The sequence below is a fragment of the Paenibacillus sabuli genome, from assembly GCF_014705605.1.
Classification (GTDB): domain Bacteria; phylum Bacillota; class Bacilli; order Paenibacillales; family Paenibacillaceae; genus Paenibacillus_D; species Paenibacillus_D sabuli.
Map to the genome: position 1 here is coordinate 126391 of NZ_JACXIZ010000021.1, position 18370 is coordinate 144760.

At 53.4% G+C, this 18370-nt stretch carries 26 protein-coding genes and 4 tRNA genes; 17 read left to right on the forward strand and 13 right to left on the reverse strand.

The features are described 5' to 3' along the window. Positions 1-122: 122 nt before the first annotated feature. Entirely contained in the window at positions 123-719 is a 597-nt protein-coding gene (locus IDH44_RS13575; RefSeq protein ID WP_190918460.1) for a hypothetical protein, read from the reverse strand. Positions 720-929: 210 nt separating this feature from the next. On the opposite strand from IDH44_RS13575, the gene IDH44_RS13580 reads away from it, so the two are divergent. After that, the gene (locus IDH44_RS13580) at positions 930-1583 is read left to right on the forward strand and encodes a YktB family protein (RefSeq protein ID WP_223869652.1); all 654 of its coding nucleotides are present in this window, start codon (positions 930-932) and stop codon (positions 1581-1583) included. 70 nt (positions 1584-1653) lie between these two features. On the opposite strand, the gene IDH44_RS13585 is transcribed toward IDH44_RS13580, so the two are convergent. Continuing rightward, on the reverse strand, positions 1654-2844 hold the full coding sequence (locus IDH44_RS13585; protein ID WP_190918462.1) for an MFS transporter: 1191 nt from the start codon (positions 2842-2844) through the stop codon (positions 1654-1656). A 167-nt stretch (positions 2845-3011) separates the two neighbouring features. Here IDH44_RS13585 and IDH44_RS13590 point away from each other — a divergent pair, with 167 nt between their 5' ends. Next, positions 3012-4481 carry an aminotransferase class I/II-fold pyridoxal phosphate-dependent enzyme gene (locus IDH44_RS13590; RefSeq protein WP_190918463.1) on the forward strand — a complete coding sequence of 490 codons (1470 nt, stop codon included), beginning with the start codon at positions 3012-3014 and terminating at the stop codon, positions 4479-4481. A 70-nt stretch (positions 4482-4551) separates the two neighbouring features. After that, a complete protein-coding gene (locus IDH44_RS13595) occupies positions 4552-4971 on the forward strand; it encodes a DUF1885 family protein (RefSeq protein WP_190918465.1) in 420 nt (139 codons plus the stop codon). A 37-nt stretch (positions 4972-5008) separates the two neighbouring features. Here the strand turns inward: IDH44_RS13595 and IDH44_RS13600 are convergent, their stop codons facing one another. The 3 genes from IDH44_RS13600 to IDH44_RS13610 all read right to left on the reverse strand — a co-directional run bounded on the left by IDH44_RS13600 (position 5009) and on the right by IDH44_RS13610 (position 6310). Continuing rightward, entirely contained in the window at positions 5009-5308 is a 300-nt protein-coding gene (locus IDH44_RS13600; RefSeq protein WP_190918466.1) for a DUF1292 domain-containing protein, read from the reverse strand. Positions 5309-5454: 146 nt separating this feature from the next. Beyond that, positions 5455-6021: a stalk domain-containing protein gene (locus IDH44_RS13605; RefSeq protein WP_190918467.1), complete on the reverse strand. Its 567-nt coding sequence runs from the start codon at positions 6019-6021 to the stop codon at positions 5455-5457. 88 nt (positions 6022-6109) lie between these two features. After that, positions 6110-6310, reverse strand: a complete 201-nt coding sequence (locus IDH44_RS13610; protein ID WP_190918469.1) for a hypothetical protein — start codon at positions 6308-6310, stop codon at positions 6110-6112. A 149-nt stretch (positions 6311-6459) separates the two neighbouring features. On the opposite strand from IDH44_RS13610, the gene IDH44_RS13615 reads away from it, so the two are divergent. Continuing rightward, positions 6460-7194, forward strand: a complete 735-nt coding sequence (locus IDH44_RS13615) for an MBL fold metallo-hydrolase (protein ID WP_223869653.1) — start codon at positions 6460-6462, stop codon at positions 7192-7194. 107 nt (positions 7195-7301) lie between these two features. On the opposite strand, the gene IDH44_RS13620 is transcribed toward IDH44_RS13615, so the two are convergent. Together IDH44_RS13620 and IDH44_RS13625 are read right to left on the reverse strand one after the other, a co-directional pair. Next, positions 7302-7532, reverse strand: coding sequence for a DUF3892 domain-containing protein (locus IDH44_RS13620; RefSeq protein WP_190918568.1), 231 nt, complete (start codon positions 7530-7532; stop codon positions 7302-7304). Positions 7533-7651: 119 nt separating this feature from the next. Next, positions 7652-7885: a hypothetical protein gene (locus IDH44_RS13625; RefSeq protein ID WP_190918470.1), complete on the reverse strand. Its 234-nt coding sequence runs from the start codon at positions 7883-7885 to the stop codon at positions 7652-7654. Positions 7886-8031: 146 nt separating this feature from the next. On the opposite strand from IDH44_RS13625, the gene IDH44_RS13630 reads away from it, so the two are divergent. From IDH44_RS13630 to IDH44_RS13655, 6 genes are all read left to right on the forward strand, one after another. Beyond that, positions 8032-8104, forward strand: a tRNA-Val gene (locus IDH44_RS13630). Between the two features lie 176 nt (positions 8105-8280). Continuing rightward, entirely contained in the window at positions 8281-8946 is a 666-nt protein-coding gene (locus IDH44_RS13635; RefSeq protein WP_190918472.1) for a hypothetical protein, read from the forward strand. Next, positions 8939-9475: an accessory gene regulator ArgB-like protein gene (locus IDH44_RS13640; RefSeq protein WP_190918474.1), complete on the forward strand. Its 537-nt coding sequence runs from the start codon at positions 8939-8941 to the stop codon at positions 9473-9475. The genes IDH44_RS13635 and IDH44_RS13640 overlap by 8 nt, the downstream gene beginning before the upstream one ends. Beyond that, positions 9472-9600 (forward strand): AgrD family cyclic lactone autoinducer peptide, encoded by a 129-nt coding sequence (locus IDH44_RS13645; protein ID WP_190918476.1) that lies wholly within the window; start codon positions 9472-9474, stop codon positions 9598-9600. The genes IDH44_RS13640 and IDH44_RS13645 overlap by 4 nt, the downstream gene beginning before the upstream one ends. A gap of 21 nt (positions 9601-9621) precedes the next feature. Continuing rightward, positions 9622-9972: a LytTR family DNA-binding domain-containing protein gene (locus tag IDH44_RS13650; RefSeq protein ID WP_190918477.1), complete on the forward strand. Its 351-nt coding sequence runs from the start codon at positions 9622-9624 to the stop codon at positions 9970-9972. A 59-nt stretch (positions 9973-10031) separates the two neighbouring features. Then, positions 10032-10211 (forward strand): hypothetical protein, encoded by a 180-nt coding sequence (locus IDH44_RS13655; RefSeq protein ID WP_190918479.1) that lies wholly within the window; start codon positions 10032-10034, stop codon positions 10209-10211. 78 nt (positions 10212-10289) lie between these two features. On the opposite strand, the gene IDH44_RS13660 is transcribed toward IDH44_RS13655, so the two are convergent. Further along, positions 10290-11003 (reverse strand): glycoside hydrolase family 73 protein, encoded by a 714-nt coding sequence (locus IDH44_RS13660; protein ID WP_190918480.1) that lies wholly within the window; start codon positions 11001-11003, stop codon positions 10290-10292. Between the two features lie 180 nt (positions 11004-11183). Here IDH44_RS13660 and IDH44_RS13665 point away from each other — a divergent pair, with 180 nt between their 5' ends. Together IDH44_RS13665 and IDH44_RS13670 are read left to right on the forward strand one after the other, a co-directional pair. Beyond that, positions 11184-12185, forward strand: a complete 1002-nt coding sequence (locus tag IDH44_RS13665) for an S-layer homology domain-containing protein (RefSeq protein WP_190918482.1) — start codon at positions 11184-11186, stop codon at positions 12183-12185. Between the two features lie 143 nt (positions 12186-12328). After that, positions 12329-13003: a PspA/IM30 family protein gene (locus tag IDH44_RS13670; RefSeq protein ID WP_190918570.1), complete on the forward strand. Its 675-nt coding sequence runs from the start codon at positions 12329-12331 to the stop codon at positions 13001-13003. Positions 13004-13029: 26 nt separating this feature from the next. Here the strand turns inward: IDH44_RS13670 and IDH44_RS13675 are convergent, their stop codons facing one another. Both IDH44_RS13675 and IDH44_RS13680 read right to left on the reverse strand, forming a co-directional pair. Continuing rightward, positions 13030-13890, reverse strand: a complete 861-nt coding sequence (locus IDH44_RS13675; RefSeq protein ID WP_317890182.1) for an SPL family radical SAM protein — start codon at positions 13888-13890, stop codon at positions 13030-13032. Then, the gene (locus tag IDH44_RS13680) at positions 13887-14573 is read right to left on the reverse strand and encodes a uracil-DNA glycosylase (RefSeq protein WP_190918483.1); all 687 of its coding nucleotides are present in this window, start codon (positions 14571-14573) and stop codon (positions 13887-13889) included. The genes IDH44_RS13675 and IDH44_RS13680 overlap by 4 nt, the downstream gene beginning before the upstream one ends. Positions 14574-14777: 204 nt before the next feature. Between IDH44_RS13680 and IDH44_RS13685 the strand changes: the two genes are divergently transcribed. The 5 genes from IDH44_RS13685 to IDH44_RS13705 all read left to right on the forward strand — a co-directional run bounded on the left by IDH44_RS13685 (position 14778) and on the right by IDH44_RS13705 (position 17811). After that, positions 14778-15041: a hypothetical protein gene (locus tag IDH44_RS13685; protein WP_190918485.1), complete on the forward strand. Its 264-nt coding sequence runs from the start codon at positions 14778-14780 to the stop codon at positions 15039-15041. 428 nt (positions 15042-15469) lie between these two features. Beyond that, positions 15470-16087, forward strand: coding sequence for a hypothetical protein (locus tag IDH44_RS13690; protein WP_190918486.1), 618 nt, complete (start codon positions 15470-15472; stop codon positions 16085-16087). Further along, on the forward strand, positions 16071-17156 hold the full coding sequence (locus IDH44_RS13695; protein ID WP_190918488.1) for an XRE family transcriptional regulator: 1086 nt from the start codon (positions 16071-16073) through the stop codon (positions 17154-17156). Before IDH44_RS13690 ends, IDH44_RS13695 begins: the two co-directional genes overlap by 17 nt. 180 nt (positions 17157-17336) lie before the next feature. Continuing rightward, positions 17337-17561 carry a hypothetical protein gene (locus IDH44_RS13700; protein WP_190918489.1) on the forward strand — a complete coding sequence of 75 codons (225 nt, stop codon included), beginning with the start codon at positions 17337-17339 and terminating at the stop codon, positions 17559-17561. Continuing rightward, complete coding sequence (locus IDH44_RS13705; RefSeq protein WP_190918491.1) at positions 17545-17811, forward strand: type II toxin-antitoxin system RelE family toxin; 267 nt, start codon at positions 17545-17547, stop codon at positions 17809-17811. The genes IDH44_RS13700 and IDH44_RS13705 overlap by 17 nt, the downstream gene beginning before the upstream one ends. Positions 17812-18040: 229 nt before the next feature. Here IDH44_RS13705 and IDH44_RS13710 read toward each other — a convergent pair. The 3 genes from IDH44_RS13710 to IDH44_RS13720 all read right to left on the reverse strand — a co-directional run bounded on the left by IDH44_RS13710 (position 18041) and on the right by IDH44_RS13720 (position 18334). Then, positions 18041-18129 (reverse strand) — tRNA-Leu (locus tag IDH44_RS13710). 21 nt (positions 18130-18150) lie between these two features. Then, positions 18151-18227: transfer RNA gene (locus tag IDH44_RS13715), tRNA-Ile, on the reverse strand. Positions 18228-18257: 30 nt separating this feature from the next. Beyond that, positions 18258-18334: transfer RNA gene (locus IDH44_RS13720), tRNA-Met, on the reverse strand. Positions 18335-18370: the final 36 nt, after the last annotated feature.

The following is an 18370-nucleotide window of genomic DNA, read 5'->3' on the forward strand; positions in this document are numbered from 1 at the left end:
GAGGAAGAAGAAAACCTCCCGCTCTCTTTTTCCTGGCCCACCTTCCGCGTTCCCAGCAAAAAACGGGAGCCCCTGAAGCGAGGTCCCGTGTTCCATTTCGTGAGCAGCGCGCCCATTTTCTTTTATAATTCAAGCTGCAGCATTTCCGTGCGCAAGCTCGACAGTTTTTCCTTGGCTGCTGCCGCTTCCTCCGCTCGTCCGCCCTGCAGCGCCTCATGCAGCACCGCCAGCTCGTAGTCCAATTCGTAGCGCAGCACCGCTGCGCGCTCTTCAGCGCGCTTCGACTGAAAAGCTTGCATCATTTCCTCGGTCGTTATGAACGGTTTGCGTTGATAGATGATCTTGTGCTCCATCCCGGACACCTCCACCAATCGAATCACTTCGCCGAACATGATGCTTTCAATCACAATTTGACGATCTCGAATACGCTTGACGACGGCATGCCCGCGCGTGTCCCCGATCAGCTTCTCAATCAGGGCCGACAGCTTTTCGTCCTTGATGGTGTAATCGCCTACAATCTTGTAGCGATGATGCAGACGCTGGAACCGCAGCTTTACCAGCTTGCGACCGGTACGAATCGAAACCAGAAAATGGGTGTCCGTCTCGCTCCAGTAGAGGGAATACCCTTCGTGGATCAGATCGCGGATCATGTTCTGGATTTGCCGACGGTCAAAGCGCAGCTCCAAATTGCAATACTCGACTTCATTGCTCCTGGTCACGGCAATCCCTCCCCAGTTTAACAGTAATCGCGTCTACGTTTGCGCTCTTATTGACTAAATGTTCTGACAATTTGAGCTTACTTCTATCTTATACTTCATCTTATGTTCTGGCAACTTGGATTATTGACTAATTTTATTACGGGAAACGCGCGCTGGCCGCCCATGTTATAATGGTGAGCAAGTCCATCGTTAACGGAGGTTATCTTTCACATGCAAGACATCTCGCCCATGACAAAAGCCGGCGCATTCGCCGGCTTCACGCAGCAGGATTTTGACGTATTCGGGATTCCCGGTCTGGAGCCGCGGATGGAAGCCCTGATCTCCCGCGTTCGGCCCAAGCTGGAACAGCTCGGGGAGCTGGTGGCCCCGGTGCTTGCCGAACAATGCGGCGAGCCGATGTTCGCTCATGTCGCGAAGCATGCGCGACGCACCGTCAACCCGCCGGACGACACCTGGGTCGCGTTCGCGCACAATCGGCGCGGCTACAAGGCGCACCCGCATTTTCAGATCGGATTGTTCGGGACCCATCTCTTCGTCCAATTTGCAATGATTTACGAGGCTGATCATAAGGCGCAATTCGCGGCGCAAGCCCTGCGCCGGCTGACCGAGCTGCGGCGCCATGTGCCTGCGCACTACGTCTGGTCTGGCGACCACACCGTGCCCGGCGGTCAGCCGCACGGCGAGATGAAGCGCAAGGAGCTCGAGGCGCTGCTGCAGCGCCTGCGTCACGTCAAGGCGTCCGAAGTGCTCTGCGGCCTCCAGATTGACGCCGGCGACGAACTGCTGCGCGACGGCCCGCGCTTGCTCGAGACCATCGAGCAGACCTTCGCCACCTTGCAGCCGCTATACCGAATGGCCTTGTGACCAACGGAACGGGCCCCTCGGACAGCCCTTCGCTCAGCCTCGCTGCGCTTCGTCCTATGCCGGCCGCCACTCACGCCGGCGACCCGGCCTCGCCCGTGTCGGAGCTGCGGCTGACCAGCCGAAAGCGCAGCAGCAGCAACAGCGCCGCCAGCGACAGCAGGCCTCCGACGAGATAGGGCAGCTCCAAATTCCAGGATAACAGAGCCGTCCCGGCCAGCGGTCCGGCGATGCGCCCCAAGCTGTCCATCGAGGAGCTGAGACCGGAAGCTACGCCTTGACCGACTGTGGTCTTCTGGGTGATCAGCGACGTCACGCAGGGACGGATGAGCGCATTGCCGATCCCGTAGATCGCCAGATAGAGCGTCGCCGTCAAGAGCGTGTGCGACGTGACGAGCAGGAAGAAGCCGGCCGCGGAGATTACGAGTCCAATGACGATGAACTTGGGCTCGTCCCCCTCGCGGATATAACGGCGCACGATGCCGCCCTGGACGAGGGCGCCCACCAGTCCGCATACGAAAAACATCATGCCGACCTGACCGGGCGTCACGGAGAACCGACTCATGCCGAATAACTGCAGCGTCGCCTCCAGTCCAGCCAGCGAGAGCGATACAAATAACGCCAGGACATAAAGATAGCGCACCGGTCCGGCAAACGCACGCCAGCGAGAAGGCCGCTTTTGCCGGTCGGCCGGCCTGCGCCGCTCCGGCGGCAGCGATTCCTTGAGCCGCGGCAACGCCAGGACAAAGGTCAGCAGCGCCAACGCGCCCGCGGCATAAAACGGTGCCTCCAGCGAAATGCCGCTCAAAAGCCCGCCGAAGCCCGGGCCGATGGTAAAGCCCAGACCAATCGACATCCCGACAAGCCCCATCCCCTTCGTACGCTGCTCCGGCGGCGTCACATCCGCGACATAGGCGACGATAACCGAGGTGACCGCACCCGAAAACAAGCCGCCCAGCACGCGCGACGCGTACATGAGCGTCAGGTTGCCCGCCCCGAGGCCAAAGAGCAAGAAGCTGGCGGCGAACCCGAGCACGCCTGTTAAAATAATCGGCCTGCGGCCGATCCGGTCCGACAGTCCGCCCCAAAATGGCGATAGCAAAAACGAGACCGCCGAATAGACCGAAAGCATCAGCCCGGTATGAAGCTCCAAAGCTCCCGGATCGGTCGCTTTGATGATTTCGGGCATCACCGGAATAATAATGCCGAAGCCGATAAAGGTCGTCAGCAGCATCAGCATGACGACAGCAAGTGGTTTGTTCATTTCGCACCCTCCATGCGAAACATCGTATCACAACTTGTCAGCGTATGGAAATGAACAAAAACGCAACATTAAATAGCTTGAAATGGCTTGCAATCACCTTGGGATTTGCTATACTCAAGCTTGTTTGCGAATGATTGATTATGCCAATAGAAAGGCTGGGACCTGCGATGGATCACAACCGCACGCCGCTGTTCAGCGCGCTGCGCGCCCACGCTGCGCGCAATCCCGTTCAATTTCATATACCCGGGCACAAAAAAGGAGCCGGCAGCGACCCGGAGTTTCGCGCATTCATCGGCGACAATGCGCTGTCGATTGATCTGATCAATATCGCCCCGCTCGACGATCTGCATCAGCCGATGGGCGTCATTGAGGAAGCCCAGCAACTGGCGGCCGATGCGTTCGGCGCCGATTACACCTACTTCTCCGTCCAAGGCACAAGCGGCGCCATCATGACGATGATTCTCACCGTCTGCGCCCCCGGGGACAAGATTATTGTGCCGCGCAACGTGCACAAATCGGTCATGTCGGCCATTATTTTCGCCGGCGCGCGGCCAGTCTTCATCTCGCCGGCCAGAGACGAGAATCTCGGGATCGACCACGGCATTACGACCCGCTCCGTGCGTCGCGCCCTGGAGCGCCATCCCGACGCCAAAGCTGTGCTCGTCATCAATCCGACGTACTTCGGCCTGTGCGCCGACCTGCAGGAGATCGTGGAGGTCGTGCACAGCTACGATATCCCGGTGCTTGTCGACGAGGCCCACGGCGTGCTGATCCATTTCCACGAGCAACTGCCGATCTCCGCCATGCAGGCAGGCGCCGATATGGCGGCGACCAGCGTGCACAAGCTCGGCGGCTCGATGACCCAGAGCTCGGTGCTGAACATCCGCAATGGCCGCGTCAATCCGCTGCGTGTACAGACGATCATCAGCATGCTGACAACGACCTCCACCTCCTACATTCTGCTCGGATCGCTCGACACGTCGCGCCGTTATCTGGCGCTGCACGGGCGCCAGCTCGCGGAGGATGCGATTGCGCTCGCTCACAGGGCGCGCACTTCCATCAATGCCATTGACGGGCTGATTTGCCCGGGCGAGGAGATGCTCGGCGGCGAAGCGACCCATGCGTACGATCCGACCAAGCTGATCGTACATGTACGGCATCTGGGCGTTACCGGTTACGAGACCGAGAACTGGCTGCGCGAGCATGACAACATCGAGGTCGAGCTAAGCGACATGTACAACATCCTTTGCCTCGTGACGCCGGGCGAGCGGGAGGAGTCGGTCGATCGTCTGATCGCCGCGTTGCAGCGGCTCTCGGAGCAATACCACAAGGTCCATCCCGCCAAGGAGCTGGTCATCAAAATTCCGGAAATACCGCAGCTTTCCCTCACGCCGCGGGACGCCTTTTACGGCGAAACGGAGGTGATCCCGTTTCGCGAATCGGCAGGCCGGATCATCGCGGAATTCATTTACGTGTATCCGCCGGGCATCCCGATTCTGTTGCCGGGCGAAGTCATTCCGCAAGAAAATATCGATTATATTGTCGAGCACGTAGAGGTCGGTCTGCCAGTCAAGGGGCCGGAGGATCGCACGATCGAGTACGTCAAGGTCATCGTGGAAGAAGAAGCGATTTTCTAGTCTCGTACGCAACGGAAAACGTTGTCAGTCAGACAAAAAATTTGCTATGATGGCTGTGGAGGTGGGCTCCGTGAGTCAGAGTGCGTACATTGTATTCGTCGAAGGGTCCGAGCAGGAGAAGCTGACGCTTGACGAGATCAAGCAGCAGCTCCTTCATTACAGGGAGCAGATGGCTTTGACGGGCCGGCAGCTGAATTGGGACTATGCGGATGCGGCATTTCCCTACGTCCTGGCTGCCAGGCCCGGCGAAGAAGATCAGTGGTTTTATCTAGAAGGACGCGATCCGATGTACCGCTTCATTTTATTCGGCACCGGCTCGTCCGCAGTCGACGGCACGCAGCGTCACCATATCCAGATCGTCCTGCCGGAAGGCGCCACGCACGGCGACAAAGCCAAGGCAAACGAACTGTGCAAATTTATTGCCAAGCGCCTTAAAGCGCAGCTGCGCTTGTTTAACGGGCGCACGCTGCATTATAACCCCCGAAAATAAAAAAAGAAGCCCCGCGATGCGGCGGCTTCTTTTGTGTCTAGTCGGCCTGGCTTTCCTGACGGGCAATTTCCTCATATACCTTGGTGACGCGCTCCCACTCCTGGTCGTCCTCGATGCCGACCAGAAAAGCTTCTTCGTTCTCTTCTTCGATCCGAAAGATCACGCCGTCGGCTTCCGGATTGTTGCGATCCAACAAAACCGCGTACGGCTGTTCCTCCATTTCGAACGTAAAAGCCATGACCATTTCCCGCTCGTTTCCCTCTTCGTCGCCAACGACAAAGACATGCTCCTCGTCGTGCTCATGGTTGCAATTTTCATCATGCTGATGTTCGCTCATTGCCAGACCCTCCTATTCCATAAGCGCAAATCTCCGAGTCGGCTGAAAACCGTTCCGGAAATGCGCTTACCAATGCAGTATCCGTGTATCTTAACACGTTCGCCGTCGAGGGTCAAACCGCTGAAAATGCGGACCGCAGGCCCGCATCAGTTGGAAATGACTGCTTTCTCCGAGACCATAAACCAGTCCTCTTCCTGTTCAGGCATGACATAGAAACGAATTTTGTAATTGCCCTGCTCGGCAAAGCGATAATCAATGGTTTGCGTCCGCAGGAAAAAGTCTTCTTTAAAGGCATCCACGCCCTCCGAATAAATGACTTTTTCTTGGCCGGATAAATTGGCAATGACAATTTTCACCTTGGAAATTGGGATTTTAAGCGAATCGACCTGCGCCCAAACCTCAAAGCTCAAATTGGCACCGCTGTTGACCGCGCCGAACGTCTTGCCTTGTTCGTTGAGCAGCAGCATATGCACATTCGGCTTATAGATTTTTGCCTGCTTGGCGTCGTCGTCCCAAATCACGATCGCCTGCAACGAGGTCGCCACTTGTCGCAGCGGCAAATACGTCGAATTTTCAATGAGCAGACCGGACTGGTCAAGCGCTGTACCGTTGACGAGCGTGCGGACTTGCCGGGTAGCGGAATCCGCGAACATCATCGTGCCCCCCCACAGCGAGATCAGCAGCACGAGCACAACCAACTTGCGCAATTTCATGAACCTGGACCTCCATCCATGTTGTCGGATGTAAGGTTATACGCCGCCGCTGCGGCAAAGTTGCGCCGCCGCTTGCCATGAATTCGGATTAGCCGCGCTTTCGGGTCAGCACGCAAGGGACGCCCCCGCCGACAGCTCCCGGCTCCTGCATGCGTTTCAAATAGGAGAGTCCGCGCGAGCACGGCGTCCGGCATGCCTCGCACGTGTCCGAGAGCACGATTCTCATTTCAATCGCGCGCAGCTGCGCCGACTGTTTTTGGGACGCCTTGCCTTTTTTGTTTTTGCCCATGACCATCGCCTCCCTGTCTGCATCAGCATATGCCCGTTCACATCGCTGCGTCTGGACGTTTGCCGGTCTAACCTACAGGAATGCCTTTTATTTTTCGGATAATAATGTTAAATTCGTAGGTAATTACGCTTGAGAGGAGTGGAAGCGGCTTGCACATTCAGATGCTTGGCACCGGCAGCGCCTTTGCCAAAACCTACAACAACAACAACGCGCTTTTGTTCGGATCCGAAGCAGCACCGCCGCTGCTGATCGACTGCGGCGTGACTGCCATGTCCGCCCTGCACAGTCTGGAATTCGGCATCGACCGCCTGCACGGCGTATTGATTACGCATATTCACGCGGATCATGTCGGCGGCCTGGAAGAACTCGCGTTTCGCATGCGATTTCAGCATCAACGCCGCCCGCTGCTCTATATTGCGGCCGAGCTCGCGGACCCGTTGTGGAACCACACGCTGCGCGGCGGGCTTGTTCAGGGCGAGCTTCAAACGCTGGAGGATTTTTTCGAGGTGCGGCTGCTTCACGAGCATCGCGGCTGCGAGCTCGCCCCCGGCCTGACAATCGAGATCATCAAGACCCCTCACATCCCGGGCAAGCCCAGCTTTTCGCTCTATGTCAACGACCGCTTTTTTTACTCTGCCGATATGCAATTTCAGCCTCAGCTGCTGCGTGATCTGGTGGAGGAACGGGGCTGCGAGACCATCTTTCACGATTGTCAGCTCTTTCAGCCGGGGCCGGTTCATGCGACGCTCGAAGAGCTGCTCACCCTGCCGACAGATCTCCAGCAAAAAATAGGGCTGATGCATTACGGCGACAATCGCGCCGATTTTGAAGGGCGAACCGGCGCGATGCGATTTGTCGAGCAACAAAGGGTGTACAGATTGTGAGCGCGACCTGCAGGTCGCGCTCTGCATACGACAAAGCGCCCGCCCCCAATGGGGACGGGCGCTTTCATGAATAACAGTCTTGCTGCTTTTCAGAGCAAGCCGGCTATTTAAAATAGCGGCAGCTGATCCAAATTGTTCGCAGGATCGCCGTCCGCGTCCCCTCGTATATACGTGTCGCCGTCTTTGCCCTTGAATGCATTGACGCCTGCGATTTTCCCGGCTTGAACCTCTTGCAGCGCTTGATCGTATTGGAGTACCCGCCCGCTGGATGTCTTGAATGCGGTCAGATCCCCATCTCCGTTTTTTTGCACCGCCACGAAATTTTCACGTTGCGACATACCTGAAGATTGAACCTCCATCTGGCATTCCTCCTCGTATGCTTTTGCAAGCCAAAGCTGCGCAAGCCCGAATGGCGCTGCATGGCCTTGCACCGTTAGTATGCGCGCGCGCCTGGGCTTTATTCCTCTTCCAGCGGAGGCAATCGACGCGGGTCACTGCTTCGCTGGGGGTCGCCGAGCGACTCTTTTTCCAACGGTTCATAGACTTCGCCGATCACCGATTGCGGTCCCTGCGTATAGACCCGGTCCGTAACCGAGGCGGAAGCATTGCCTGCGTCTCGCGCCGCTTGCGCCGTCCATCCCGCATACCCGGCGAGCAGGATCAGCGCGCACAAGGCGAATCGTACTTTCATTACGTTCATCCCCCTCTTGCATGAATAGAATGCGTGGCTGTTATTCATTATGGTCGCCAACCCGATGTCGCTTTAATCAAAAAAAATATAAAACAAGGGTTGACGCCGAAGCATGAAATTGGTATAGTATTATTTGTCGCCGACGTGATCTGTTAGCTCAGCTGGGAGAGCACCATCTTGACAGGGTGGGGGTCAGTGGTTCGAGCCCACTACAGATCATCGCGAAAAAGCCCCGAGCATTCGGGGCTTTTTTTATGTCTATCATCATAGATTTGCTTGTTTCCACCCTAATCTTAAAGTTTTCACATAATTCAGTGTACAAATTCGAGGCCGTCTTGTATAGTTGAGGTAAACTACCGTCCGTTTCAGTACGATGCAAAAGGAGTTACCATCCGATGTCCTACATACCGTTTATCTTACTGTCCGCTCCTGAATATATCGTGGTGCTAGTATTTATCATGACCTTTTTTCGAATCAAAATTTCCGGGTTTTATCCGCAGATTTTTTTCATCGCCATTATGCTTGGCAATGTGTCTTACGCAACTCGGGCGGACGAAATTTTATCTAAATTTTCACCGATCTTTCAAGTCGTCATGTTTGCCATTTTGATCTGGATGCTTTTTCGCGTGCACATCTTCTATTCCACCATCATTACGACGATTGGCTATGCCAGCTATGCATTAATTCAGGTGCTGCTTGTCTTTATTTTTACGGAGACCGGCCTCATTTCGATGCAGGAAGTGACGGAGAAGTTGTCGTTCGAAAGCTACATTGTTCCGCTGTGCTCCATGGTATTGATGCTTCTTCTGACCTGGCTGATCAAGCGTTATGATTTTGCGATTGACTGGATTCCCAACACCCACCGCGCAAAAGTCGTCATGCGCGGCGAAAACAACGTGTTTTTGGTTTTAACGCTGTTGACGCTCGCCGTTTTGATCGTACTCTACTATGTGCTTGTAATTGGCTTGGCCATCTACTACATTTCTGCGCTTTTGACGATAGGCTGCCTCATTTTCGTGCTATTATACTTATCCAAAAAAAGGGATGAGCTCGATGATTGAAAAAGCTGCCGATCGCTTGGCCGGATTCATTTACGAGGCGGCCGACGATGCGAAATTCAACAAAGCCATTTTACGCTACGCGTTAATTATTGTGGTCAATTTCGTGCTGACGATTTCCTTCGTAATGGCCGTCAGCGCCTTGTTTGGTTATTGGGAGGAGGTTGCATTCGGCCTCTTCATCTTCATCATTTTGCGCGCCATTTCCGGCGGCTATCACTTCAGCACCTCCACCCCATGTTTTATTTTGACGACCTTGACGGCGCTTGCCATTCCGCTCGTGCCGCTGACCGTCACCGGCATGAACGTGCTTTACGCCGTTAGCCTGGTCCTTTTTATACTCTTCTCGCCTTCAAATTTACAAAAGCAATCGCGTATTCCCAAAAAATATTATCCTGTGTTAAAATTGGTATCCGTCCTGTTTGTGGGTTTGACCTGGCCGCTTTACTCCGAAATCATGACGATGGCCATTTTCACCCAAGCATTGACGATGATTCATTTTACTTTCTGGAAGGGAGGTGAAAACAAATGAAAAAAAACGTATTCAAATTGGTCGCTGTTGCGCTGACCATGATTGCGACTGCAGCCGTTTCGACTGCATCCATTTTCGTATTTAATAACCCCGTGCCAGAAGACTTACTGAAAAACAAGGCATAATGCTAGATCTGGAGGGGAACCGTGAAAGTACCGGGTTTAAGAAACAATTCCCCTGACGACGTGCATTGGATCGATATTACCTCCGATGTGATTTTGTTGACAACGGATTCTGGCGATATCATGCTGCAAACGAATGACGGCATGTATACCGTACCAAGCACGATCGATGAGTGGGAACGGGTACTGCAGCCGCTTGGCTTCGAAAAAACGGACCGCAACAGCATCGTCAAATTGGACAAGATTACAGAAATCGACAGCAACCTTCGGCTTGTCTTTTTTGGACCTGGCGATCAGAAGGATACGCTCAGCGCAACCGTTTCCAAAAGCCGATGGAGCCGCATTGCCGATTTTTTTAAACGGCGAAAGAGCTAATGTCGACCTGTTACCCAGGCTCTTTCGCCGGATTTTTTGTTTAGGAAAGGAGCTTCAAGATGGCCGACCCGGACAAACCGACCAAAAAAGGCCAGGATTTGTTCATCATGGCCGCTCTCCTGCTTGTCATTGCCTTTGCCGTCGACTTTGCTTCCCCTTCTTTCCTGGATATTGCCATTCTCGTGCTTGCCGCGATCTGGATTGCATTGACCATCTTCAAATGGCGCAAATCAGGCTGAGCTACTCGTAGGCGAGCATCAAAAATACCGTGATCCAAAAAATCAATACGCCCAAAGCGATCAAAATACGGGGCCAGTTCATTCGCCCGCCCCGCCAGCCTGTTGCCGGTACAGCACCGTTAAAAGCCGCCAAAAGTCATAGCTACCTTTCGGCGTATCGATATAGGCATCAAAATGGGCGGCCGCCGCTGCGGCCCACGCCGGGGCTTCGATCTGCCGGGTCCGTCGATCAAGCTGCTCCAGGCTGCGCTTTAATTCCTCCAGTTGCCTGCCTACCGCGTCAAGCTGCTGCTCCATTCTGGTCTCCTGTGCCATGCGAAGCTCCTCCTCCACGCGCGCGTCAAAGCGCTCCAATTGATAGTGGTGAATCAACGCCTTTAACTTGCTGGCATATGCCGGATCTGTCGCATAGCCGGATTGCTGCAACGCGGTCGCCTGAGACTCCGGCGTGCGGGCGCTGCGCACGGCTTGGTAGCGCGGCTGTCGCAACAGCAGATCCTGATCCTTATAAAAAGCGGCGATACTCTCGTAAACGCGAAAAGCCGCTGTCGTCTCCACGCGCTTCCCGTTGATTACTTCCCATGTGGATTTATTCGCCACTTGCCCGTTCCAATGCGCTGTCGGCTTGCCGTCCCCGGCTTTGTACCCGCCCAGATTATTGGTTTGCGGCAGCACGCCGCCGGTTTCCAGCACATTTTGCGCGAGCCGAACGGACGCCAGCAGCGGCGAGCCTTCGATCCGGGCTTGTATGGCATAGGGCGCCAGCGTCGCAATGAATGCCTCTCTGGTCATGGCTCTCCCCCTTTGTTTGCCGGACCGGCGCGTAATCGACTCGTCCGGCAGGATAATGTAGTGTATGCGCAACAGCGCTGTTCCGTACCACCTCTCCCTCCTTCGCTGCAACCTTTGTTCGGACATGCGCGTCTAGAGCATAGAGATGGACCACACTACTGACAGATGAGGTGACGACCCATGCAAAAAAAACGATTGGCAGGGGTACTGGTGTCTGCGCTGCTGCTGCTAGCGCTCGGACAAAGCGCGTTTGCTTTTCCCGACACGGCCAATGACCCGAATGCAGAGCAAATTAAAAAGCTGGAGGCCCTGGGCATTGTAAAGGGCGGCAACGACGGCAGCTTTCGTCCCGGCGCAGCGCTGAGCTATGCCGAAGGACTGACTCTCATTGTAAGGGGACTCGAACTGACCACCGGCGACGGTGCTGCCGGGCAGGCTCCTGCCTCGAATGCGATGAACGGTCCAGCCAGCGGCGCGTGGTACGCCGACGCCCTGGCGGCGGCGCAAGCCAGCGGCATTGATCTTCCCGAAGAAGTCGGATTTGGCGAGGCGATGACGCGCGAGGCATTTGCGCATGCCCTGTTCCAAGGCATTGCCGCCAAAGGCGACTACGCGTTTATCGAGATGTGGGTCATGATCGAAGACGAGGCCCAGATCGATTCGGCGTATATGAACAGCATCCAAAAGTTAATCCTTGCCAAAATCGCCGCATTGGATGAGAATGGCGCTTTTCATCCGACCGCCTCCATTACACGCAGCGAGGCCGCGGGCTGGCTGTTTGGAGCCGTCTCATTCGTCGAAGAGGTCGAACCGATCCCGCCACTGGAGCCGGAGCCGGCGAACTCCCCCTTGCAGGATATCAGCTTCGCAATCTCGGAGGCGGGCGCAGGGGTTAACCAAGTCGTCGTCAGCGCGACTGCCCCCCATCCGGGCTATGGTATGCGGATCGCCGGCATCGACTTCCACGACGATACGGCTGTGCTTCGCGTGGAGGTCACGCTGCCTGACCCGGATCGCATGTACCCGCAGGTCATTACGGAGCTCGAGACGGTCACTTATGTGGATAGCGACTACTCGATTGAGCTCGAAGCGCTGGCTCCTGCGGCGCAGAGCCAGGCAGGCAATCCGGGACCTCCGGATGCGGATGCTGCCATTGCCAGCAGTACAGCGGCCGTAGAATGAATGCAGATGAATGCGAAGGGCGGTCATGCCAATGGCCGCTTTTTTGTGTGTATTGCCTTGAGGCACATCCGAAACCTTTCTTTTCATTGCGCGTATTAGGACCTATAATAGAAGCAAGCTATTCATGCAGAGGAGGCTATGCGATGTCTATCTTCAAACGGTTGCGCGACTTGACGTTATCCAATGTATATGCCCTGATCGAGCGCGCCGAAGACCCGATCAAGCTGACCGACCAATACATTCGCGATATGCAGGAGGACCTCGTCGACGCCGAAAAAGCCGTCGCCGCCCAAATTGCAATTGAGAAAAAATTCGAGCAGCTCTATGAGGAGCAGCGCGCGCTGGTCGGTCGTCGCACCGAGCAAGCGCATATGGCTGCGCAGGCTCAGAATGTCGATCTTGCCAGACGGGCATTGGAGGAAAAACAAGCCGCCGAAACCCGAATGAATGAATATAAGACCAGCTACGATCAAAACAAAGCGTCAGCCGACAAGCTGCGGACGAAGCTCGGCGAAATGCGCAAGCAACTGACCGAAATGAAAAACAAACGCGAAGCGCTCGTGGCCCGCTATCAGGCAGCCAAAGCGCAAAACGAAATCAATCAAGCCATGAATGGCTTTAATACAGATTCCGCCAGCGGCGGAATGAAACGAATGGAAGAGAAAATGCTGCAGATGGAAGCCCAGGCGGAGGCCAGCGAACAGCTCAGCGACAAAGGCAAGTCGTTGGATGACGAATTTGCCAATCTCAGCAAAAACAAAGCGGTCGAGGACGAACTGGCGGCTTTGCTGAAACAGTACGAAACCAAATCCGAATAAGCGACCTTAAAAAGAGCCTCCGCCGATCATGAGATCGGCGGAGGCTCTGGTCTACGCGCCTCTTCGTCAGGCGGCAGAAAGCCCGCTTGACTGAAGCTTACACGCGCTTCACCCAACCGCTCGGTCAACGCGGCGTACAGCGCTTCAGCCGAAGCGGGGTCGTAAGCTTCGGGATCGCCAAAAGCGGCACAGGCCTCGCGCATGCCAAGCTGTGCCGACCTCTGGCCTGCTCGGCCGTCTCCTCGGAAAAAATCGTCGACAACGACGCGTTCGGCACGCTCGGCTAACCAGTCAGCAAATTGCGAGGTATGCGGAAGCAGCGGCGCCACCGCTACCTGAGTAGGCACACCGTGTCGTTGCAGCTCCTGCAGGGCGCGCCAGCGTGCCGCCAGCGGCGGCGCTGAAGGAGTGAAATGCCGGCGTGCAGCCTCCATGTCGGTCTCGATCGTCATGCTGACGCGCACACGCCGACCCAGGCGGCGCAGCAGGTCAATATCCCGCACCACAAGCGGCCCTCTCGTCTGAAGCATCACAAAGGCGGGCGGTCGCTCCGCCATCGTCTCCAGCAACGACCGCGCCACCTGATGATGCGCCTCCGCGGGCTGATACGGATCGGTGCTGGAGGACATGAACAACGTCACCGTTCCCTTGTCCAGGGCGCGCTCCCACTCGCGGATGAAGAACGCCCGCTCGAATCGCTTGACATTCACCCACTCGCCCCAAGGCGCCTCATGATGGAACAGACCGACGGGCATGCGCCGCACGTAGCAGTACGAGCAGCCGTAGGCGCACCCGACATACGGATTAAGCGTGTGGCTGTATCCCGTCAAATACCCGGATGCCGGCGTAAGCCAGCGCGCGGGGCGACGGCCGCTCACCGCTGTCACGCGAGCGGCTCCATCGGCAGGCGCCAGTCGATCGGCGGCTCCCCCTTTTCCTCCAAAAAGCGGTTCGCACGCGAAAACGGCCGACTGCCCAAAAACCCGCGATTGGCCGAAAACGGACTGGGATGCGCGGTTGCAATGACACAATGACGCGCTTGATCGATAAAGGAGGCCTTCTCCTGCGCATGGCGGCCCCACAAAATAAAAACAAGCGGCCGCTCGCGCTCGTCCAGCGCATGAATGACACGATCGGTGAAACGCTCCCAGCCCATATTGCGGTGCGAGCCTGCTTCTCCGCCGCGTACCGTCAAAATCGTGTTAAGCAACAGGACCCCTTGTTTGGCCCACGACACGAGCGAGCCATGCGGCGGGATCGGATACCCGAGATCATCGCGCAGCTCCTTGTGAATGTTTTGCAGCGACGGCGGAACACGCACGCCCGGCTGCACGGAAAAACTCAAGCCATGCGCTTGACAAGGACCATGATACGGATCCTGGCCCAGAATGACCACTCGCGCCTCGGCATAGGAAGTATAATGAAGCGCATTGAAAATATCATGCATATCCGGATAGACGGTGCCGCTCCGGTATTGCTCGAGCAACTGCTTCCGAAGCGTCACGTAATACGGCTTGTCCAGCTCCGCGTCCAGCAGCGGCTTCCAATCGTTTCGAAAAATGGTGCTCATCCGATTGCCTCCCAACCCTAGCATTTCCGTTTCTATTATAAGCCAGCGGACAGAGTCAGACAATGGAGAAGGCTTGCTTATCCCCGTCAGTCCTGCGTGAGCGCCGCTGAACCGCGATCGATGCCATCCCTTTTGTTGACAGTGAGATCGAAAACGGTTATGATTACAAGGCATTTGTTAAACTAACGGAATAGGTGGGAAACAATGACCTTCAAACCGGTAATTCAGGAGATCAATTCGTCCGACTATAACGAAGATAGCGGACTGTATCAATTTGTCGTCACCTTGACGAACCAGGCAAAATGCAGACTGTTTTTCTCCAAGGACCCCGAGTGGAAGATCACCGCCGTCAACCGGTTGCTGAACATTCCCTGTCCGGTATGCCGCAAGGATTACTACTGCAACTGCATGAGCAAATACGCCGCCGAATTCGAACAGCAGATGCTGGAAACGAATCGTCTCCCCTAACGAGTCCCTACAAATTTTATGTACGCGCACGGAAGCCATAGCGGCTTCTTTTTGCATTTCCTGGGAAATAACGCAAGGAGTAGATTTGACACCTTTCATCGCTATCCTACTCGTTCACTCCTTCTGCCTGGCGGCCGAGATGCTTTGTATTCTCTGTAAGCTTTAACTGGATCTCAGGACGCAAAGCCTCGCCCTCTTCGCAAGACCTGGTCGTCGTATCCCCTACAGCATACTGATAATACAGTTTCTCGTCTTTGGTTTCCTCATCCACAACTCGTATGTTACATTGCTGCATGAATTCGGATAACACGAAATCGCAATACAGTTTCTTGAATGATCCAAGAATATTTTCGGAATATTTTTCGTTGATTTTGACAATTTTTTTTGGTAAACTTGTACCATAACTAAATAGGGTATGAGGTGATGCAATGCGGGGAATCTCCAAGGAAGAAGCTGTGGAATTACTTGAGCCTTACATTTATAAAATCAAGGCATCTGTATTAAATCCAATTAATGATTATTTCACAAACCCTGCTTTGACTTTGCACAGACAGAAGCTATCAAAACGTTCTGATGCCTCTAATTGCCACGATTTGATAGTCGATCAAATTAAAATGGAATTTGAACAACATCCAAGAACCCGGTTACTTCATAAAAATAAAGTATTCTTCCTTATTGTCGAAGAGCGGGTTCTTCTCCGCTTCAAATTATTTGATCATAAAAACCTTGGGCGAAGTATAAATACCATACAATCAACTAAACTAAATAATCAAGAGATTGAACAACTAGAGCTTGAAAATATGCCTCCTGATGGTTTATTACATGTTGGTTACTGCATCAATACTCTTCGGACTGGCGTAGACAACATATGCGTAACATACCGACAGGGGGACCAAAACCTTTGGGAATGGGATTTATTGGAGGGTGGTTCTAACAATGTTAAACAAATTGAGATCTTCCCACACGAACAGCCTATGGATCGCAAAAGAAAACCGCGGCCTAAGACTGATAACGTTGGTGAGATTGTAAATGGAAACAACCACTAAAAATGAACATTACAATTATAAGATGGTAGTTCTGGCGAGGGAATCCCGCGGGCTGGCGCAGAAAGATATCGCTGAATTGAGCGGCATCTCACAAGGCAAAATTTCTAAGCTTGAAAACGGGCTTATACCCATTGCGGATGAAGAAATTCAAGTGCTGTCGTCGGTAATGGACTACCCCTTGAGTTTCTTTAAACGAACAGACCGTATCTATGGAGTTGGAATTAGTGAGTACTTCCATAGAAAACGCCAGAGCGTTTCGCAGAAGTCCTTAAACAAAATCTATGCTAAATTAGAAATTCGACGTATAGAGATAGCAGCATTATTGAAATCAGTGGATATCGGCGATGTCACGGTCCCTGCTATAGATCCTGAGGAGTACGATAATGATATTGAAACTATAGCTCAAGTTGTTCGAGCGAATTGGCGCGTACCAAAAGGCCCTATAGATAATGTTGTAGAGTTAATTGAGGAAGCAGGCGCTGTTTTAGTACCATTTGATTTCGAGAAGGCAAACGTTGATGGTATCAGCTTGTGGCATCCAGGTATGCCCCCGTTAATTTTTGTGAACTTTGACAGGCCGATGGATCGTATCCGGTTTACAATTTGCCATGAACTTGGGCATTTAGTGTTGCATAGAAATATGCCCTCAAACGGTGCTGACATTGAAGAACAAGCAGACCGGTTTGCATCAGAGTTTTTAATGCCAGCTATGGAAATTGCACCTTTATTACGTGGAGTTTCAATTCAAAAACTTGCATCTCTGAAACCATACTGGAAAACATCCATGTCCTCCATGTTAAAAAAATCGATTGATTTAGGTTATGTCAACGAAAGAAATGCACGTTACTTTTGGATGCAAATGAACAAGTTGGGATATAGAACAACGGAGCCTCCTGAGTTGTCTCCGCCCATTGAGAAGCCTCAGTTATTAGATGATATTGTTTCTGTGTATCAAAACGATTTCAAATACAGTGTCAGTGATATTTGCAAAGTTCTTTCATTAAACTATAACGAGGTTAAACACCTCTATTTTAAGTCTGACAATAATCATTTACGACTTATAAAATAACGCAGAGAGAAGCACGAAGCGGGATTGGACAGTATCTTAAGTTTTACAATTATGTTCGTCCCATCAGTTTCTCGCTTATCAGACTGCCTCTGTATATAAGTAAGGATCTGGCGTTGACCAAACGGAGGTATGTTATTCTAGGAGATGCGTAGATGATAAAAATTAAAGGAGTTGAAGCAAATGGCAGTGAACAGAGACCAATTGCATGAATTGATTAACGGCATCTCGCCCGAATTGCTGGAACCGGCCTATGAACTCCTAAGGTCGCTTGCTGCAGATGAATGGCTTGCAGACAACTCTCCCCTAAATGTTGAAGAGAAGCGCGCACTCAAGTCAGCGGAACAGCAGCTATCCGATGACGAAACAGTGAGCTGGGAGGATTTGAAACGTGAGTTCGAGTTATAAAATCGTCCTTACCAAAAATGCCGCAAAAGCGTTGGGCAAGCTGCACCCGGCATTGAAACAAAAGGTAGCTGCTATTTTGGACTTACTCTCAGTTGACCCTTATACTGTCCGGCACATCAAGCCCTTACAGGGAACAGAATCTGATTATCGAATCCGGATAGGATCGCTTCGCCTCATCTACCGTCTTGATAATGGACAGCTAGTCATTACCGTTCTCTACATCGGTAGCCGGGGCGATGCCTACAAGTAGAACTGTGAATCAAATATGATTAAGAAAAAACATTGATCGCATTCTTAATTTTGCGCATGTCACAAAGTAGCTCAGCCGCAAAACCACCGCCCATCTTTAAGTGTTTGATCTGAAATCCCGTCACAATCCGTTCCCAACTACAAAAAATTCAATTTCCTTGATTTTGTCGAATTAAAAAATGTTATATAAAAAAACCCCTTATGTAGTAAGGGATTCGAGGTATTTCTTATGGTGCCGAGGACGGGAATCGAACCCGTACGGTGGTCACCCACCGCAGGATTTTAAGTCCTGTGCGTCTGCCAGTTCCGCCACCCCGGCTCATCAAAAGCATATATGCAATGGTGGGCCCTGAGGGACTCGAACCCCCGACCAATCGGTTATGAGCCGACCGCTCTAACCAACTGAGCTAAGGGCCCTAATAGGGATTCCATCATTGTAGGAGAAATTGGTTGCGGGGGCAGGATTTGAACCTGCGACCTTCGGGTTATGAGCCCGACGAGCTACCGTGCTGCTCCACCCCGCGTCATTTTGTTGTCGCATGTGTTGATCAGCGGCGACA

Coding starts and splice junctions, on each gene's coding strand:
- IDH44_RS13695 (WP_190918488.1), top strand. CDS start 16,071: ATGGAAACAACCACTAAAAATGAACATTACAATTATAAGATGGTAGTT.
- IDH44_RS13605 (WP_190918467.1), bottom strand. CDS start 6,021: ATGAAATTGCGCAAGTTGGTTGTGCTCGTGCTGCTGATCTCGCTGTGG.
- IDH44_RS13635 (WP_190918472.1), top strand. CDS start 8,281: ATGTCCTACATACCGTTTATCTTACTGTCCGCTCCTGAATATATCGTG.
- IDH44_RS13670 (WP_190918570.1), top strand. CDS start 12,329: ATGTCTATCTTCAAACGGTTGCGCGACTTGACGTTATCCAATGTATAT.
- IDH44_RS13645 (WP_190918476.1), top strand. CDS start 9,472: ATGAAAAAAAACGTATTCAAATTGGTCGCTGTTGCGCTGACCATGATT.
- IDH44_RS13660 (WP_190918480.1), bottom strand. CDS start 11,003: ATGACCAGAGAGGCATTCATTGCGACGCTGGCGCCCTATGCCATACAA.
- IDH44_RS13685 (WP_190918485.1), top strand. CDS start 14,778: ATGACCTTCAAACCGGTAATTCAGGAGATCAATTCGTCCGACTATAAC.
- IDH44_RS13585 (WP_190918462.1), bottom strand. CDS start 2,844: ATGAACAAACCACTTGCTGTCGTCATGCTGATGCTGCTGACGACCTTT.
- IDH44_RS13600 (WP_190918466.1), bottom strand. CDS start 5,308: ATGAGCGAACATCAGCATGATGAAAATTGCAACCATGAGCACGACGAG.
- IDH44_RS13620 (WP_190918568.1), bottom strand. CDS start 7,532: ATGTCGCAACGTGAAAATTTCGTGGCGGTGCAAAAAAACGGAGATGGG.
- IDH44_RS13580 (WP_223869652.1), top strand. CDS start 930: ATGCAAGACATCTCGCCCATGACAAAAGCCGGCGCATTCGCCGGCTTC.
- IDH44_RS13610 (WP_190918469.1), bottom strand. CDS start 6,310: ATGGGCAAAAACAAAAAAGGCAAGGCGTCCCAAAAACAGTCGGCGCAG.
- IDH44_RS13640 (WP_190918474.1), top strand. CDS start 8,939: ATGATTGAAAAAGCTGCCGATCGCTTGGCCGGATTCATTTACGAGGCG.
- IDH44_RS13680 (WP_190918483.1), bottom strand. CDS start 14,573: ATGAGCACCATTTTTCGAAACGATTGGAAGCCGCTGCTGGACGCGGAG.
- IDH44_RS13590 (WP_190918463.1), top strand. CDS start 3,012: ATGGATCACAACCGCACGCCGCTGTTCAGCGCGCTGCGCGCCCACGCT.
- IDH44_RS13655 (WP_190918479.1), top strand. CDS start 10,032: ATGGCCGACCCGGACAAACCGACCAAAAAAGGCCAGGATTTGTTCATC.
- IDH44_RS13625 (WP_190918470.1), bottom strand. CDS start 7,885: ATGAAAGTACGATTCGCCTTGTGCGCGCTGATCCTGCTCGCCGGGTAT.
- IDH44_RS13665 (WP_190918482.1), top strand. CDS start 11,184: ATGCAAAAAAAACGATTGGCAGGGGTACTGGTGTCTGCGCTGCTGCTG.
- IDH44_RS13700 (WP_190918489.1), top strand. CDS start 17,337: ATGGCAGTGAACAGAGACCAATTGCATGAATTGATTAACGGCATCTCG.
- IDH44_RS13690 (WP_190918486.1), top strand. CDS start 15,470: ATGCGGGGAATCTCCAAGGAAGAAGCTGTGGAATTACTTGAGCCTTAC.